This is a genomic window from Thiomicrorhabdus sp. (genome assembly GCF_041583835.1).
In the GTDB taxonomy this organism is placed as follows: Bacteria; Pseudomonadota; Gammaproteobacteria; order Thiomicrospirales; family Thiomicrospiraceae; genus Thiomicrorhabdus.
Map to the genome: position 1 here is coordinate 224,365 of NZ_JBFHFC010000002.1, position 15,371 is coordinate 239,735.

19 protein-coding genes are annotated in these 15,371 nt (G+C 47.5%); 14 read left to right on the plus strand and 5 right to left on the minus strand.

Annotated features, from left to right (window positions below; translation table 11 throughout):
• Nucleotides 1-12: 12 nt before the first annotated feature.
• Nucleotides 13-552 (minus strand): redoxin domain-containing protein, encoded by a 540-nt coding sequence (locus ABY044_RS02180; protein ID WP_373017680.1) that lies wholly within the window; start codon nucleotides 550-552, stop codon nucleotides 13-15.
• A 104-nt stretch (nucleotides 553-656) separates the two neighbouring features.
• Here ABY044_RS02180 and ABY044_RS02185 point away from each other — a divergent pair, with 104 nt between their 5' ends.
• Nucleotides 657-1,286 carry a thiopurine S-methyltransferase gene (locus ABY044_RS02185; RefSeq protein ID WP_373017682.1) on the plus strand — a complete coding sequence of 210 codons (630 nt, stop codon included), beginning with the start codon at nucleotides 657-659 and terminating at the stop codon, nucleotides 1,284-1,286.
• A 32-nt stretch (nucleotides 1,287-1,318) separates the two neighbouring features.
• Here the strand turns inward: ABY044_RS02185 and yrfG are convergent, their stop codons facing one another.
• Nucleotides 1,319-1,981 (minus strand): GMP/IMP nucleotidase, encoded by a 663-nt coding sequence (gene yrfG / locus ABY044_RS02190; RefSeq protein ID WP_373017684.1) that lies wholly within the window; start codon nucleotides 1,979-1,981, stop codon nucleotides 1,319-1,321.
• Nucleotides 1,982-2,016: 35 nt separating this feature from the next.
• Between yrfG and nudE the strand changes: the two genes are divergently transcribed.
• Together nudE and cysQ are read left to right on the plus strand one after the other, a co-directional pair.
• Nucleotides 2,017-2,592: an ADP compounds hydrolase NudE gene (nudE, locus tag ABY044_RS02195; RefSeq protein ID WP_373017686.1), complete on the plus strand. Its 576-nt coding sequence runs from the start codon at nucleotides 2,017-2,019 to the stop codon at nucleotides 2,590-2,592.
• The gene (gene cysQ, locus ABY044_RS02200; RefSeq protein WP_373017688.1) at nucleotides 2,592-3,440 is read left to right on the plus strand and encodes a 3'(2'),5'-bisphosphate nucleotidase CysQ; all 849 of its coding nucleotides are present in this window, start codon (nucleotides 2,592-2,594) and stop codon (nucleotides 3,438-3,440) included. Before nudE ends, cysQ begins: the two co-directional genes overlap by 1 nt.
• Before the next feature lie 24 nt (nucleotides 3,441-3,464).
• On the opposite strand, the gene ABY044_RS02205 is transcribed toward cysQ, so the two are convergent.
• On the minus strand, nucleotides 3,465-4,298 hold the full coding sequence (locus ABY044_RS02205; RefSeq protein WP_373017690.1) for an HDOD domain-containing protein: 834 nt from the start codon (nucleotides 4,296-4,298) through the stop codon (nucleotides 3,465-3,467).
• A 457-nt stretch (nucleotides 4,299-4,755) separates the two neighbouring features.
• Between ABY044_RS02205 and ABY044_RS02210 the strand changes: the two genes are divergently transcribed.
• The 11 genes from ABY044_RS02210 (at nucleotide 4,756) to ABY044_RS02260 (ending at nucleotide 14,395) form a co-directional block, all read left to right on the plus strand.
• Nucleotides 4,756-5,481, plus strand: coding sequence for a TorF family putative porin (locus ABY044_RS02210; protein WP_373017692.1), 726 nt, complete (start codon nucleotides 4,756-4,758; stop codon nucleotides 5,479-5,481).
• An 88-nt stretch (nucleotides 5,482-5,569) separates the two neighbouring features.
• A complete protein-coding gene (locus ABY044_RS02215; protein ID WP_373017694.1) occupies nucleotides 5,570-6,400 on the plus strand; it encodes an urease accessory protein UreD in 831 nt (276 codons plus the stop codon).
• Nucleotides 6,401-6,429: 29 nt separating this feature from the next.
• On the plus strand, nucleotides 6,430-6,732 hold the full coding sequence (gene ureA, locus ABY044_RS02220; protein ID WP_373017696.1) for an urease subunit gamma: 303 nt from the start codon (nucleotides 6,430-6,432) through the stop codon (nucleotides 6,730-6,732).
• Between the two features lie 10 nt (nucleotides 6,733-6,742).
• A complete protein-coding gene (locus ABY044_RS02225) occupies nucleotides 6,743-7,054 on the plus strand; it encodes an urease subunit beta (RefSeq protein ID WP_373017698.1) in 312 nt (103 codons plus the stop codon).
• 1 nt (nucleotide 7,055) lies between these two features.
• Complete coding sequence (gene ureC, locus ABY044_RS02230; protein WP_373017700.1) at nucleotides 7,056-8,762, plus strand: urease subunit alpha; 1,707 nt, start codon at nucleotides 7,056-7,058, stop codon at nucleotides 8,760-8,762.
• Nucleotides 8,763-8,776: 14 nt separating this feature from the next.
• Complete coding sequence (ureE, locus tag ABY044_RS02235) at nucleotides 8,777-9,262, plus strand: urease accessory protein UreE (protein ID WP_373017702.1); 486 nt, start codon at nucleotides 8,777-8,779, stop codon at nucleotides 9,260-9,262.
• 14 nt (nucleotides 9,263-9,276) lie between these two features.
• Nucleotides 9,277-9,939, plus strand: a complete 663-nt coding sequence (locus tag ABY044_RS02240; RefSeq protein ID WP_373017704.1) for an urease accessory protein UreF — start codon at nucleotides 9,277-9,279, stop codon at nucleotides 9,937-9,939.
• A 42-nt stretch (nucleotides 9,940-9,981) separates the two neighbouring features.
• Complete coding sequence (ureG, locus tag ABY044_RS02245) at nucleotides 9,982-10,584, plus strand: urease accessory protein UreG (protein ID WP_373017706.1); 603 nt, start codon at nucleotides 9,982-9,984, stop codon at nucleotides 10,582-10,584.
• Nucleotides 10,585-10,587: 3 nt separating this feature from the next.
• The gene (locus ABY044_RS02250) at nucleotides 10,588-11,232 is read left to right on the plus strand and encodes a hypothetical protein (RefSeq protein WP_373017708.1); all 645 of its coding nucleotides are present in this window, start codon (nucleotides 10,588-10,590) and stop codon (nucleotides 11,230-11,232) included.
• A gap of 346 nt (nucleotides 11,233-11,578) precedes the next feature.
• On the plus strand, nucleotides 11,579-12,622 hold the full coding sequence (locus tag ABY044_RS02255; protein ID WP_373017710.1) for an aliphatic amidase: 1,044 nt from the start codon (nucleotides 11,579-11,581) through the stop codon (nucleotides 12,620-12,622).
• 24 nt (nucleotides 12,623-12,646) lie between these two features.
• Nucleotides 12,647-14,395: a nitric oxide reductase activation protein NorD gene (locus ABY044_RS02260; protein WP_373017712.1), complete on the plus strand. Its 1,749-nt coding sequence runs from the start codon at nucleotides 12,647-12,649 to the stop codon at nucleotides 14,393-14,395.
• Nucleotides 14,396-14,493: 98 nt separating this feature from the next.
• Here ABY044_RS02260 and ABY044_RS02265 read toward each other — a convergent pair whose 3' ends face one another.
• Both ABY044_RS02265 and ABY044_RS02270 read right to left on the minus strand, forming a co-directional pair.
• Nucleotides 14,494-14,856, minus strand: a complete 363-nt coding sequence (locus ABY044_RS02265) for a zinc ribbon domain-containing protein (RefSeq protein ID WP_279419762.1) — start codon at nucleotides 14,854-14,856, stop codon at nucleotides 14,494-14,496.
• A 14-nt stretch (nucleotides 14,857-14,870) separates the two neighbouring features.
• A partial coding sequence (locus ABY044_RS02270; RefSeq protein ID WP_373017714.1) for an acetamidase/formamidase family protein occupies nucleotides 14,871-15,371 on the minus strand: 501 nt, incomplete at its 5' end.

Genomic DNA, 15,371 nt, shown 5'->3' on the forward strand with positions numbered 1-15,371 from the left:
CCTTAAATTCCGTTACAGTCCCGCCCACCATAGGCGTAGGCGCAGTCCGAATTCGGTGGTGAAGCCGACTTCGACAAATTGGATTTCGCCGTTGGCGTCGATAATGAAATCGGCCGGTACGGCTTTGGCACCGAAACGTTTGAGGATTTGGCCGTCCAGATCGTTGACGATGATTTGCGGTTTCATTTCATTTTGTTGTGCGTAGCTTAATAATTGTTCGTCGTCGCCCGATTGGGTAGCGATATTAATGACCGGGTAATCTTCGGCGATTGATTCGATGCCGCCTTTGGATACGCCGCAGATGGGACACCAGGTTGCCCAGATATGGATTAGAGTCGGTTGATTAATGGCTTTAAGGTCGATTTGTTCGCCCGTTATAGTTTGTATCTGTAACGGCGGTACCGAACCTTGTACGACATCGCCTTGCATAAACGGGCGGATGCTGAGATATACCAAAACAAAGATCAATACGGTTACGAGGTTTTTAAACCAGCCTTTTTTCCATAAGGGGATTTTGGGGGATGAAGATGAATTTTCTGAACTTGGTTCCATGGGTAAATCGCCTGTATCCGGTTGGTGGTTTTCGATTTTAGGTGGTAAATGCTATGATTGCGGCCATTATAAAGGCTTTTAAGAATTGAATACGAGGAAGATTGATGCAGGCGGATTTTTGGCATGACATGTGGGAAAGCGGTGTGGTGGGATTTCACCAGACCGAAATTAACGCATTTTTACAGGGGTTCTGGCAGAAGCTTGAATTGGCGGGGGACGAGACGGTTTTGGTGCCGTTGTGCGGTAAGTCGTTGGACATGCTGTGGTTGAAACAGCAGGGGCATAAGGTGTTGGGGATTGAGCTGAGCCAGAAGGCGCTGGACGAGTTCATCAGCGAAAACCATATCGAGGCCGAGCCGGTTCAGCAGGACAAGTTCTGTGCTTATGAGTTGGACGCGATGACGTTGCTGTGCGGGGACTTCTTTCATTTGACGGCGGACGATTGCCGTGATGTCAAAGCAGTATATGATCGCGCGGCGATTGTCGCCTTGCCGGAAGAAATGCGCCGTCGGTATGTCGAGCATCTTAAGTTGATTTTACCTAAAGACACTCAGTTTTTAATGGTGACGATGGAGTACGATCAGTCGCAGTTGCCGGGACCGCCGTTTTCCGTTTCGGAAACCGAGTTGCGTTCGTTGTTTGCCGATTTTGCGCAGGTCGATAAGATTTCCGAACAGGCGTTCAGCCGCAAAGGCGTTGCGGCGGTCGAGAAAGTGTTTGTGATGCGCTTTTAAACACGCCGGAGTACTTTTTGTACCGGCTGCGTTTACAGTGGAATGATTTCCTTAAAGTTTTCGAAGTGATCGAACTCTTTAGGATCGATTTTATCCATTTTAGGGCTGACATGGATGGCGCACAGTAAGTATTGAATGCCGTAGGCTTTGGCGGTTTCTAAAGCGTGCAGGTTGTCGTCGATCAGTAGGGTGTGCTTAGGATCGTACGGTTGGATGCTTTGAATTTCAGACCAGATGCGGATGTCTTCTTTTGGGATGCCGAAATCGTGTGCTGAAATCAGGTGGTTGAAGTAGTCGCCGATCTCCGTCATTTCCAGTTTGATCGCCAAACTATCGCGGTGTGCGTTAGTGACCATGATTACGTTTTTGCCCATTTGTTGCAGTTTGGCAAGAAATTCCATGACGTCGGGATGTGCCTGAATCAGGTGTTTGAGTTCGCGTTTCAATTCGGCAATCGGGAGTTGCAGTGACTCGCTCCAGTAATCCAGGCAGTACCAGTTCAAAGTGCCTTGCTGATCTTTGATTTTGGCGTGAATGATGCGGTTGGCTTCTTCAAGAGTGAGCGCGTTTTTCTCGGCATAAGCCTGCGGCAGGTATTCCATCCAGAAGTGCCAGTCAAAGTGCAAATCCAGTAAAGTGCCATCCATATCCAGTAACACTGTATCAATTTTCGACCAGTCAATATTGGCATTCATTGGCAATTCCATCCCCTTGGCGTATGATGTTGTTTATGAAAAATAATGCCCCTGACAACACTCAAAAACAACCGTTGCCGACCGTCCTTTCTCAGGACGTTGTCGCTAAGTCTCGCATTTTTACGGTTGAGTCTCAAGCGCTTGAGTTCTCTAACGGAACCCGGGTTGTTTATGAGCGTTTATTGGGTAATCCCTTAGGCGCGGTATTGATTATACCAATGCTGGATGACGATACGATGTTACTGATCCGTGAATTTTGTATCGGGGTGGGACGTTACGAGCTCGGATTTCCCAAAGGGAATATCGACGCGGGAGAGAGTTGGAAGGAAGCTTCCGTGCGCGAGAGTCAGGAAGAGGTAGGGTATTTGCCGCAAGAGGTCAAGTTGCTGGATTCGGTCAGTCTTGCGGCGGGTTACATGACCCATCAGACTCATATCGTGTTGGCAACCGGATTGACGCCGCAGGAGGCCGAGGGCGACGAACCGGAACCTTTGCAAGTTGTGCCTTGGAAACTCAGTAATTGGCAGGCGTTGTTGCAACACCCCGATTTTAGTGAAGGCCGGGCTTACGCCGCGCTAATGTTGGTGTTGAAAGAGATGGGGCGTATTTGATGGGTTTGAATGCGCTGTTCCCTTTATTGCCGGAAGTGTGCCGTATTTCCGTGTTGGCCGGAGAGCAAATTCTTAAAGTATATGACGGCGCCTGTCCTGTCGAGGTGGAAAATAAATCCGACGGCACGCCGGTGACGGTGGCCGATAAACAAGCGGACGCTTTAATCTGTTCTGCTTTGAGTCAACTGACTCCGGACATTCCTTTGGTGACCGAAGAGAGTGTCGGCGAGATCGAATTTAAAACCCGGCAGGCTTGGTCGACGTTCTGGTTGGTCGACCCGCTGGATGGCACCAAGGAGTTTATTGAACGTACCGGCGAATTCAGTGTCAATATCGCCTTGATTCACGATTCAAAGCCGATTTTAGGTGTCGTGTATGTGCCGGTTACCCGGGTTTTATATTGTGCTTACAAAGATCATGGAGCATTTAAGACTCAAGTGCCGGCAGATTTGTCGAAGGTGGTTTGGCAACGCTGTGCCGGCTCGGAGGAGTATCGTATTCGGGTCAAATCCGTTCAGGCCGATTCTCCGAAACGGGTTGCGGTGAGTCGCAGACACGGCGGAAAGGTCGAAAATTTTATGCGGGCGTTGGGCGAGGCGGAGACCGTCAAAATGGGGTCGGCAATCAAGTCTTGTCTGGTGGCGGAGGGCGTGGCCGATGTTTATCCCCGTTTCGGTCCGACTTCGTTATGGGACACGGCCGCAGCGCAATGCGTGGTCGAAGAAGCGGGCGGTCAGATTTTGAACCAGTCGGGACGTCCGTTGGAATACCATCAGTCGGAGTCTTTATTGAATCCTTATTTTATGGTGGTGGGCGATGCAACTTATCCGTGGCCCGATTTTCCCTAGTCAGCGAATGGTTCCGGATTACCTTTAGCCTGTCCGGAAAGCGTTTACGTGAATGTTTTCCATCTCATCATCCGTCAACTCTAGAATGCGTTGGCACTCTTTATAGATCGCGATATTTTCTTCGGATTCCCGAACCTTTCTATTTTGTCTGATTGCAATGGCGTGCGCCAATTCGATGATGGCGACCAGGTTGCGCAGTTTGTCGTTTTTGATGGCGGCAATGCGTGATTCGTGGTGCAGCAGAATGGTTTGCCCGATATAGGAAGGAATACTCCATGTTTTTGCAATGACATAACCCAGGGCCGAGTGGGTCGTTCCGTATTTTGAAAATTCGTTTTTATGGGATGTGTAGTGTTCAAACAGCTTGCCGACAAACGAGTCGCCGTAATTGTCGTCCAGCTCGCTTAAGGCGAATGAGCCAATATCGTGCATCAGGCCCAATAGGTAGGCTTGATCGGATGTAACGAATTTGTTGTAGCGCGAAATTTCCATGGCAATAATCGCAATCGTTAGGCTGTGGTAACTGAGTCCTTTGATTTTGTTATTGGTAAGAATCTTTTTAACGTAGATGGATAGGATAAAGTTTTTTAATTGTTTGTTTCCAAGCCGATAGATCGCGCTGTCGATGTCTTTGATGACCATTGGGTTACCGTTCGAAATCGACGGTATGTTAGCCAGGCTGATTAATTCGCCGGCCAAAAAAGGATTGGTTGAGATCAAGTTTTTTATTTTGACGGGATCAGGCATTTCACTATCGTTAAATAGCTTTTGCAGTTCTAAGACCTCTTTAGGAAGAAGAGGAATTTCGATTTTAGAGAGAAGTTGCTGAGCAACATCAACTTGATCCTTGAAACTCATTATATGTGTGTGACCTTGGACTACTGGAAAAGACGAAAATTTAATTAATATATTAAACCCAGGTAAATATTCTCCAAGCTACAGCCGAGTTATATATTAAATCGTATTGAATTTATAAGGGAATTGTAGCCTGTTTACACATGTGAGTGTAGTGACCGTGAGAAGTTAGATGTGAAATTTTTTTTCTTGGAGGCGTATTTTCATAAATTTGTAGCATTGCATTGTTATGATTTTCGCAAAATCCCAGTAATGCACGCTTATCTACATTTGCACCAAATTGGAACATAAGTTATTAAATATGGGCATGAGCGGGCACGGCTATGTAGCGTTAATTGGCACGATAAAAGGATGGTTGTATCTTATAATTATGTTTTATAAGGTTTTTTTCAGTTTTGGCACTTACATTTCTTTAAGGCAATCGAGTTTAACTTCAATCAAATACTTAAAAGGAAGCGAAATGAAAAAAACATTCCAATTAAAAAACCTTGTTTTGTCTATGGCAGTTGCGGGCGCTGCTGCTGTGAGCTTGGCTCCTGCTGCTGCTCACGCTGAAATGTCTTATAACGCATCAGTAAGCAACATGTATCTATGGCGCGGTATCAACATCAGTGATCCAAGCCCAGTTGTTTCTGGTGGTATGGATTATGATTTCGGTAATGGTTTTGCAGTAGGTACTTGGGCATCTTCTGAAGGATCATTCGATAACAGTTCTGAGTTGGATCTATACGGTTCTTATAGCATCTCTATGGGTGACTTCGGTTTGAGCCTAGGTTATAACGCTTACCTTTACCCTACTGCATCAAAAGAGATGTTCAAGAGTGCTTATGACAGCGACGGCGACGGATCAATGCTTTCTGACTACGTAGTAGGTCTTTCATACAAAGATTTGTCTGCGACTGCTTTCATCAATACTGAACGAGATAAGTCAGATAACAACGTCTATGTATCACTTGATTATTCAATCGGTGCATTCGGACTTCACGCAGCTAAAAACTTTAACGATGTTTCAGGTGCTGAATACACAGACTTCAACGTCAGCTACGCAGCAACTGATGCTCTAACGTTCACTCTAAGCAAGGCTTCTGGTGACGGCGCTATCGCTACTGTAGCGGGTATCAAAGGAACTGACGGTACAGAAGCTGAAAACGTACAGCTTCAGGTTTCTTACGCGTTACCAATCTAATATACCCCGTGTATATATTAAGTTAGTTAAAACGGAAAAGGGGCTTCACGGCCCCTTTTTTTATTCTCGAAAAAGGAATCAGGTACGTATGACACTTAAGGAGAGTTGGCGAGGTTTTTTATCTTTTTATTTTGTAGACGTTGACGGCAAAACAGTAGTAAAAGATAAAAAACACTTTGGTCCATTGGTTCTTCAACGACCTTATTATCAAGAAAAAAATCGACCTAGTGTACTGGTGCTACATCCTCCCGGTGGAGTGGTGGGTGGAGATACGCTTGAGTTAAATGCAAGTTTCCAACCCGGCTCGAAAGGTATAGTCAGTACTCCGGCAGCCACCAAGTTTTATCGAAGCGACGGCCGGATGGCGACGCAAACCCAGACGGTTCATTTGACTGAAAACGTTGAAGTCGAATGGTTGCCGCAAGAAACATTGTTCTTTAATAAATCAATTGTAAAAAATTCACTGAAGTTTGTTTTGAATCAAGCCAATAACAAATTTATCGCTTGGGATATCGTTGGTTTGGGTCGTCCGGCAAGCGGCGAGGGATTTGAGCAAGGTGAATTGCAACAGTCGTTTGAAGTCTGGATTGACGGTCGATTGGTTTTTTTGGATAGGCTGAAACTTTTACCGCAGAGTAATTTATTAAACAGTGCCTGTGGGCTGGCCGGGCGACCCTTGTTTGCAACGGCGTTGTTTTATCAAAACGATTCGAATGAACAAAAAAGATTGTTGGAGTTTTTACAGGCGGTTGAATGGCCGTTGCCGGTGGGCGTGACTCAAATGGATAATTTAGTCGTCATGCGTGTATTGGCTTCGGAGTTGGACGAAATAAAGCAGGTATTGTTTGACGCTTGGAAAATCGCCAGGCCTGTTGTTTTTGATGTCCCGGTGGTTAAACCGAGGATTTGGAATACTTAAATTGCCTGATTCAATTTAATGGAGGGTATATGGAACTGTTGCCAAGAGAGAAAGATAAATTATTGCTGTTTACCGCCGGATTGGTTGCCGAAAGGCGTTTAAATCGAGGCGTGAAATTAAATTATCCTGAATCGGTCGCCTATATCAGTTGTGCGATTCTGGAAGGGGCTCGAGACGGTAAAACGGTCGCGGAACTAATGGATTTAGGTACCACGGTTTTAACCAGAAACGACGTCATGGAAGGGATTCCGGAAATGATTCATGAGGTTCAGGTAGAGGCGACTTTTCCTGACGGCACCAAGCTGGTTACGGTGCACCAGCCAATCGTATAGGAGACGACAAATGATTCCCGGAGAATTGATTGTACAAGATGGCGAAATCGAACTGAATGTCGGACGAGAAACGGTTGAAGTTGTGGTGGCCAATTCCGGCGACCGTCCGATTCAGGTGGGATCGCACTATCACTTTTACGAAACCAATACCGGCCTGGTGTTCGACCGGGAAGCCACCAAGGGTTTCCGTCTGGATATTCCGGCTGGGACGGCTGTGCGTTTTGAACCGGGCCAGAAACGTAAGGTTCAACTGGTTAAAATCGCCGGAAAAGAGGTGGTTTACGGTTTCAATCAGTTAGTCATGGGACCATTGGAGGGATAGGATGAGTTACAAAATCGATCGTAAAGCTTATGCAGAAATGTATGGTCCTACCGTAGGGGATAAAATTCGGTTGGGTGACACCGACCTGTTGATTGAGGTGGAGAAGGATTTCACCACGTATGGAGAAGAGGTCAAGTTTGGTGGAGGAAAAGTCATCCGGGACGGGATGGGGCAAGGTCAGCTTTGTGCGGCCGAGGTCGTCGATACGGTCATTACCAATGCCTTGATTCTGGATACCTGGGGGATTGTCAAAGCCGATATCGGGATTAAATACGGGATTATCGTCGCCATCGGTAAGGCTGGTAACTCGGATATTCAGCCGGATGTGGATTTCGAAATCGGTGCCGGTACCGAAGTCATTGCCGGAGAAGGTCAGATTTTGACGGCGGGCGGTGTCGATTCGCACATCCATTTTATCTGTCCTCAACAGATTGAAGAAGCGCTGATGTCCGGTGTCACCACCATGCTGGGCGGCGGTACGGGTCCGGCGGCAGGGACCAATGCCACCACGTGTACTTCCGGTGTTTGGTACATGCACCGTATGCTGGAAGCGGCTGAAGGCTTGCCGATGAATTTAGGATTTCTCGGTAAGGGGAATGCATCGCTTCCGGAACCGCTTAAAGAACAAATCGAAGCCGGAGCCATCGGTCTTAAATTGCATGAAGACTGGGGTACGACGCCGGGCGCGATCGATAACTGTCTGAGCGTGGCCGACGAGTATGACGTTCAGGTCGCAATTCATACCGATACGTTGAACGAATCCGGCTTTGTCGAAAACACGTTGGCGGCTTTCAAAGGCCGTACGATTCACACTTATCATACGGAAGGGGCCGGGGGCGGCCACGCGCCGGACATCATCAAGGCTTGCGGTTCCGCCAATGTGTTGCCTTCTTCGACCAATCCGACGCGCCCGTTCACCGTCAATACCATCGACGAGCATTTGGACATGTTGATGGTTTGCCACCACCTTGATCCGAATATCGTCGAAGACGTGGCGTTTGCGGAATCCCGTATCCGTCGCGAAACCATTGCGGCGGAAGATATTCTGCACGATTTAGGCGCCTTTTCGATGATCTCGTCGGATTCACAGGCGATGGGTCGTGTCGGTGAAGTCATTACCCGTACCTGGCAGACGGCGCACAAGATGAAGCTGCAGCGCGGAGCTTTGCCGGAAGACGGTGAGGGCAACGACAATTTCCGCGCCAAACGTTACGTGGCGAAGTACACGATCAACCCGGCCATCACGCACGGGATGGCGGATATTATCGGTTCGGTCGAAGTCGGTAAATTGGCGGACCTGGTTTTATGGAAGCCGGCATTTTTCGCTGCCAAACCTTCCATGATTATTAAGGGCGGAATGATTGTCGCCGCGCCGATGGGCGACGCTAACGCTTCTATTCCTACGCCGCAACCGGTGCACTACCGCAATATGTTTGCCGCTCAGGGCAAGGCGATTTTCAAAACCTCGATAACCTTTGTATCGCAAGCGGCGTTTGATAAAGACATCAAGGGGCAGTTGGGATTGGAAAAAATCATCAGGCCGGTCACCAATACTCGAAATATCAGTAAAAAAGATATGGTTCTAAACGATTTGCAGCCGGATGTTTCGGTTGATCCCGAAACCTACGTGGTTAAGGCGGACGGTGAATTACTGACTTGCGAACCGGCAGAGACCTTGCCATTGGCACAACGTTATTTCTTATTTTAAATAAGGGTGAAAAAGTGAAAGAGTTTACTAAAATCGTCAATGAAGACGTGCCGAGCAATACCCCGGAGCTGGTGTTAACGTTCAAACAGCGTGAAAAAAGCCGATTGAAGGTTGCCATGGCAAGCGGAGAGGAAATCGGTCTGTTCATGCCGCGTGGTACGGTGTTGAAAGAGGGAGACGTCATCGCTTCTGAATCCGGTGATCTGTTGAAGATCGTCGCTGCGCCGGAAACGGTTTCGACCGTTATGACCGATGACGCGCACCTGTTGTTGCGTATCGCTTATCATTTGGGCAATCGCCATGTGCCGTTACAGGTCGAGCCGACTTGGTTGCGTTATGCGCACGACCATGTGTTGGACGATATGGTGAGATTGCTTGGTGGACAGGTTGTGGTTGAAGAAAAACCGTTACAGCCTGAAAGCGGTGCTTATGGTGGGGGGCATAATCATGGCCATTCCCACTCGCATTCTGATGAACACCAGCATCATCACCATCATTAAAGGTTGAAGGTCGGATGCAAAGTTCCCTGCTGAGATTGCTGCAACTATCCAGCCCGACGCTTCCGGTCGGAGCCTACGCCTATTCCCAAGGCGTGGAGCCGGCCGTGCATGCCGGAATTGTCCACGACGAATTCACTTCCCTGACTTGGGTTCAGGATGTCTTGCTAAACAATTTGGTTTACGGAGATTTAGCCCTATTAAGTCATTTCTATCAGGCTTGGGCGGAAGATGATTCCGAGAAGCTGAAATCCTGTTCGGAGTTGAGTGTGGCTCTAAGGGAGACTGCGGAACTCAGACAGGAAGACCTGCATATCGCCATGGCGCTGTTGCGTCTGGCCGAACCTCTGGAAGTCGATATTTTCAAAAATCGCTCATTCGAAAAGACTTATCCGTTAGTGTTTGCCGGTTTTGCGCAACACTGGCAAATTTCTTTGGAAGAAACCTTGCAGGCGTTCGCCTGGAGTTGGATGGAAAACCAGGTGGCAGCCATGATCAAACTGGTGCCGCTTGGGCAAACTCAAGGACAGAAAATTTTGTTGCAAATGGATTCCGCGATTCATCAGGCGGTGGAATCGGCGCAGCAGATTTCATTGGAAAATATCGGCAACAGTTTGCCGCACCTTGCGATCTTGAGCAGTCAGCACGAGACGCAGTACAGTCGTTTGTTCCGGTCTTAGACCCTTTCGACGAAAGATAAGAAAAACACAAAAAGGAATAGTATGAAACCAGCACTTAGATTAGGAATTGGCGGACCGGTTGGTTCGGGAAAAACCGCATTAGTGGAAGTTCTTTGTAAAAAAATGCGCGATAAGTATAACCTGGCGGTCGTTACCAATGATATTTACACCAAGGAAGACCAGCAGATACTGATTCGTCAACAGGCGCTTTCTGAAGACCGGATTGTCGGTGTCGAAACCGGCGGTTGCCCGCACACGGCCATCCGCGAAGACGCGTCGATGAATCTGACCGCGATCGAGGCACTGCAGGAGAAGTTCGACGGTTTGGAGATGGTTATTATTGAGTCGGGTGGTGATAACCTAAGTGCGACGTTTAGTCCGGAATTGTCCGATTTGACGATTTACGTTATCGATGTGGCCGCCGGTGATAAGTTGCCTAGAAAGGGCGGTCCTGGGATTACCCAATCGGATTTATTGGTGATTAATAAGATCGATTTGGCTCCTTATGTCGGTGCGGATTTGGATGTTATGGATCGCGACACAAAAATTCAGCGTAAAGACAGACCTTATGTTTTTACCAACCTGAAAACTCAGCAGGGTGTGGACGAGATTGTCGATTTCATCGTCGATAAGGGAATGCTTTAACTTATGGAATTCGGGTTGCTGATTATTTTCTGGTACGGGGTATTGCATGCCTTCGGCCCTGATCATTTGACTGCAATTGCCGATTTTTCGATTGGTCGGCAGAGAAGAAAAGTGATGATGGTCACTTTGGGCTTTGCAGTCGGGCACGGCGTGAGCCTCTATCTCTTCGCTTTGCTGCTTTCGTCGATGGATATCCCCGAAGGCTGGCTCGCTTATGGTGACGTCGTTGCTGCCAGTGTCATTATCCTGATGGGATTGTATCTGCTGTATTTGGTGTTTTCGGATCGGATTCATGTTTCTAAACACGAGCACAATGGACGAGAGCATATTCACGTCTGGTTCGGTAAGGAGCACCATCACCGACGCCCGTTTTTTGGCTGGTTATCGACTTCGGCCATGTTGGGTATTTTGATGGGAATGGGGGGCGCCCGCGGTATGTTGGTGAGTCTGTCGGCAATTTCCGGACAGGACGTGAGCGGCTGGATGGTTTTGAGCTTTACCTCGGGCGTGGCTCTGGTATTTATGGTTTTCGGCGTTCTGTTGGCGGTTTTGAATACCAGGTTGTTGAGTTCCAAGAAATGGCTTAATGGATCTTTCACATTGGCCGGTGTGGTTTCTTGCCTGGTTGGAGTTCAGGCATTTTTGTAAGCGCAGCCTCTTTTGTATCGAGTGGTGTTTTTTTGCACTATTGTTGTGCCAACTCTCTCGTTAAGTGAGTCTCTTAAGAAAAAGAAATTTCATTTTAGAAAAAAAGATTGTCTTTTCTAATTTATATTTTGTGAATTAAAACAAGTATATAGAGATCCTTTGTTTTCTTATCAGTCAATTTTGTTTCCTGTGGCACAAGTCTTGTTATTCATCTCTACTGTTGGGTGCATTTTTGGATGCATTTAAAGTTTACTAGTCGCTGTATCGGGTATGAAGACCTTGGCGCTAGAGAACAACTCAACCCAGTTTTAGTCATATGTAATCCAAATAGATGGGGTAAAAAGAAATGAGACACGGTGATATATCCTCTAGTAACGATACAGTGGGTGTAGCGGTAGTAAACTACAAAATGCCACGCTTGCATACTAAGGCGGAAGTCTTGGATAACGCTCAGAAAATTGCAGATATGATTATCGGCATGAAGCAGGGTCTGCCTGGTATGGATTTGGTCATTTTCCCTGAGTATTCAACTCACGGGATCATGTACGATGCGAAAGAGATGTATGACACTGCATCGACGGTTCCTGGTGATGAGACTCTAATTTTTTCTGAAGCGTGTAAAAAAGCGAAAACATGGGGTGTATTCTCTCTTACTGGTGAACAGCATGAAGAGCATCCTAACAAGGCACCATACAACACTTTGATCCTGATCAACGATCAGGGTGAAATCGTTCAGAAGTATAGAAAGATCATGCCTTGGTGTCCGGTTGAAGGTTGGTACCCGGGTGACAAGACTTATGTGACTGAAGGTCCTAAAGGGATGATGATCAGTTTGATCATCTGTGACGATGGTAACTATCCTGAAATCTGGCGTGACTGCGCGATGAAAGGGGCGGAATTGATCGTACGTTGTCAGGGTTATATGTATCCTGCCAAAGAACAGCAGATCATGGTTTCCAAAGCAATGGCTTGGATGAACAACACGTATGTTGCCGTTGCCAACGCGAGTGGTTTCGACGGTGTTTATTCTTACTTCGGTCACTCTGCGATTGTCGGTTTCGACGGTCATACGTTGGGTGAGTGTGGTGAAGAGGATTACGGAATCCAGTACGCTGAATTGTCTGTTTCCCAGATCCGTGACTTCCGTAAGAACGCTCAGTCTCAGAACCACCTGTTCAAGTTGTTGCACCGTGGTTACACCGGTAAGATCAACTCTGGTGAAGGTGACCAAGGTGTTGCGGCTTGTCCTTACGAGTTCTATTCAACTTGGATCAACGATCCTGAAAAAGCGAGAGAGCAAGTTGAGAAAATCACGCGTAAGACGGTTGGAACGGCAGAATGTCCGATTGACGGCATTCCGAACGAAGAGACCACAACAGAGCACCGCTAAGCTCTTCAGATTGACGATGTTTTCATGAAAGTTAAGTTGTTGTTAAATGAGGTACAGCGTCAATTAGAACTTACATTATTAGCGGTCTATGAGGAGCACTTTCGTGTGCTTCCTCTGTCTGAAAATGAAATAGCGCCTGCAGTCCGTGCCGGCGCTATTTTTTTACCCGAATTCATAGAAGCGGATTCTGTGCAGGAAGCACAGCAATTCTTTCTTAGTGCAGCCCTGCATGCGGCGGCACATCTCGTATTTTCCCAGCCCACCGATTCATCAGGACTGAACAACCGTCAATTGGTTTTAAGCTCCCTGATCGAAGACGCGCGTATCGAACGCTTGGCGTCACAAAAGTTTCCGGGCATGGCGAAACTGTTCAAACGTAATTTCACGAAACAGCCTTCCAGTTCTTTATTGTTCGAAGAGATCGCCTATTCGGTCGCTTATGCTTTGGCAAACGGTTCCACCGAGTTTGATAACCCGTTTATTGAAAAAGCGGTGAGATTGTTCAATGAGGCAGTGGCCGAAGATGTTCTAGATCCTAAGTTGTTCAAATCGGTCGGTTTGGCTCTGGCGAACGATATCGGCCAGATGCGTATCAGCATGAACGAAAGGGACGAATTCATTTTGGTGCCTTACCGTGACGACAACTCCTATTTGTGGGATAAATTCGAAGAGGTGGCTTCCCAGCAGGATGATCAGCCTTCGGACATCCAGGAATCGGTCAGTGTGACCGGGATGGGGTATGAAGAAGTGTTGGACGGCCGTTCGGTCGCCGATTACGATGAAACAGCCCTTCAGGATGACGGACTGGTGTTTCAGGCTGTTGAGGAAGAGGTTCAGTCCCAATTGCTCAGCAAGTCGATAGTACAGAGTGAATACAGTTATCCCGAGTGGGATTATAAGATCGCACGCTGGAAGCGCGACTGGTGTTCATTGAATGAAATTGTTTTTACGGACCAGGCGAAAGATGCTTTGGCACATCGCGTCGATAAATACCGTAATTTCGTCAAGAAACTTCAGCAGATCATCAATTCCTACCAGTCCGAAATGCATCGCCGTAAGAAGCAGGAAGACGGCACGGAATTGGATTTCGAGTCGATCATCCAGTATATGGTCGACTTCAAGATGGGCAGTGCCGGTGCGGAATCGAGAATCTACATCGATCACGTTAAAGAACGGCAACACGAACTGTCTTTGTTGGTGCTGTTGGATCTTTCGGAATCGATGAACGATCCGGATGTCGATGGTGAAAACACGGTTCTGGATCTGACATTGGATTCCACCGTGGTGCTTTCCGAGTTATTGGATTCCCTGGGGCATTCTTACGCGCTTCACGGTTTTAACTCGAACGGACGCGGCGAAGTCTCTTACTACAATATCAAAGACTTTGATCAGGACTCGGAGAGTTCTCTGCCGTCGTTAGGGTTGGTAGAAGCGGCTTATTCGACTCGTTTAGGTGCGGCCCTGAGGCATGCCTTCCAAAAAATCTCAAAGCGCCGTGAGCGCCATAAGTTGATCTTGGTGATTACGGATGGTCAGCCGTCGGATATCGACGTCTATGACGCCCAGTATCTGATCGAGGATTCGGCGATTGCCGTCAAGGAGATCGAATCGGCAGGGTGCAAGACATTCTGTCTGTCGCTTGATAAAAATGCCGATGAATATGTGCAGAAGATATTCAGGAAAGGGCACTACGAAGTGGTAGAACAACCGAGTAAACTTCCTCAGGTGTTGACCAAGTTGTATCTTAAGGTATTCAAGTCGTTTCTGGCTTGATGCATTGCTCTGTGAGCTGATATTTGAATGTAATCAGTTATTGATGCCTCAGAAAGTAAAAAGCCCCGCATTGCGGGGCTTTTTTGTTTCCATGCCGATTAATGACTGATCATCCATGGGCGCATTGAAGGGAACATTTTCTTTCCGTCAGCCGTCCACATAAGTTTGGAACTTCCGCGCTTATGATGCTGGCATCCGCAGCCTTTCTTGTGCTTGAGTCTTTCTTCGTTCTCGGCACGGGTATCGGCGTTGGATATTTGCGGCTCGTATTGGGCCTTCTCGTTTCTTGCAATGGCTTCCTTCTTATTAGGATCCATTTCAAAAAGCTCGGGCGGAAGAACCAAGACACGCGGAGCAAGCGTACTGCAATGTGGGCAAGCCATCGGTTTTGCAGAATCTTCCATAGTGGCTAGTTCAAAAAATATTCCATGCTCAGGGCATTTGTAGTCATATACTGGCATAGTTCACATACTCCTTATTTAAGGTCTGGAGCGGTTGGTACTTTGACACTGTCGTCAACCTGCTTCGTAGGACCTTCAGCGTTAGGGTTGATATCGAAGTCGAAGATTCCGGTCGGTACCCATAGCGTGGCACTTGCGTTAGGGATATCCACAACACCACTGATATGACCCTGCATAGGGGCGGTACCCAGTAGTGAGTAAACCTGTTCACCGGAATAACCGAATTTCTTCAAGTATTCGATCGCATTCAAACAAGCTTGCTGATAAGCCACGTTCACATCTAGGTAGTGCTGTTTGCCGTCACTGTCAACGGAGATACCTTCGAATACGACGTAATCGTTATAGTGTGGTGTCATTACGCTTGGCTTGAAGACAGGGTTCTTGATTGCGTATTTACGCATACCGTCTTTGATCAAGTTAACGCGTAGGTGAATCCATCCCGCCATCTCAATCGCACCACAGAAAGTGATCTCACCGTCACCCTGGCTGAAGTGAAGGTCACCGACTGACAAACC

What these genes read in the sequence shown, in the direction of transcription:
- ABY044_RS02225 (WP_373017698.1), top strand. Translation starts at nt 6,743, where the DNA reads ATGATTCCCGGAGAATTGATTGTACAAGATGGCGAAATCGAACTGAAT.
- cysQ (WP_373017688.1), top strand. Translation starts at nt 2,592, where the DNA reads ATGGGTTTGAATGCGCTGTTCCCTTTATTGCCGGAAGTGTGCCGTATT.
- ABY044_RS02205 (WP_373017690.1), bottom strand. Translation starts at nt 4,298, where the DNA reads ATGAGTTTCAAGGATCAAGTTGATGTTGCTCAGCAACTTCTCTCTAAA.
- ABY044_RS02180 (WP_373017680.1), bottom strand. Translation starts at nt 552, where the DNA reads ATGGAACCAAGTTCAGAAAATTCATCTTCATCCCCCAAAATCCCCTTA.
- ABY044_RS02240 (WP_373017704.1), top strand. Translation starts at nt 9,277, where the DNA reads ATGCAAAGTTCCCTGCTGAGATTGCTGCAACTATCCAGCCCGACGCTT.
- ureG (WP_373017706.1), top strand. Translation starts at nt 9,982, where the DNA reads ATGAAACCAGCACTTAGATTAGGAATTGGCGGACCGGTTGGTTCGGGA.
- ABY044_RS02215 (WP_373017694.1), top strand. Translation starts at nt 5,570, where the DNA reads ATGACACTTAAGGAGAGTTGGCGAGGTTTTTTATCTTTTTATTTTGTA.
- ureC (WP_373017700.1), top strand. Translation starts at nt 7,056, where the DNA reads ATGAGTTACAAAATCGATCGTAAAGCTTATGCAGAAATGTATGGTCCT.
- ureA (WP_373017696.1), top strand. Translation starts at nt 6,430, where the DNA reads ATGGAACTGTTGCCAAGAGAGAAAGATAAATTATTGCTGTTTACCGCC.
- ABY044_RS02255 (WP_373017710.1), top strand. Translation starts at nt 11,579, where the DNA reads ATGAGACACGGTGATATATCCTCTAGTAACGATACAGTGGGTGTAGCG.
- nudE (WP_373017686.1), top strand. Translation starts at nt 2,017, where the DNA reads ATGAAAAATAATGCCCCTGACAACACTCAAAAACAACCGTTGCCGACC.
- yrfG (WP_373017684.1), bottom strand. Translation starts at nt 1,981, where the DNA reads ATGAATGCCAATATTGACTGGTCGAAAATTGATACAGTGTTACTGGAT.
- ABY044_RS02210 (WP_373017692.1), top strand. Translation starts at nt 4,756, where the DNA reads ATGAAAAAAACATTCCAATTAAAAAACCTTGTTTTGTCTATGGCAGTT.
- ABY044_RS02260 (WP_373017712.1), top strand. Translation starts at nt 12,647, where the DNA reads ATGAAAGTTAAGTTGTTGTTAAATGAGGTACAGCGTCAATTAGAACTT.
- ABY044_RS02185 (WP_373017682.1), top strand. Translation starts at nt 657, where the DNA reads ATGCAGGCGGATTTTTGGCATGACATGTGGGAAAGCGGTGTGGTGGGA.
- ABY044_RS02265 (WP_279419762.1), bottom strand. Translation starts at nt 14,856, where the DNA reads ATGCCAGTATATGACTACAAATGCCCTGAGCATGGAATATTTTTTGAA.
- ABY044_RS02250 (WP_373017708.1), top strand. Translation starts at nt 10,588, where the DNA reads ATGGAATTCGGGTTGCTGATTATTTTCTGGTACGGGGTATTGCATGCC.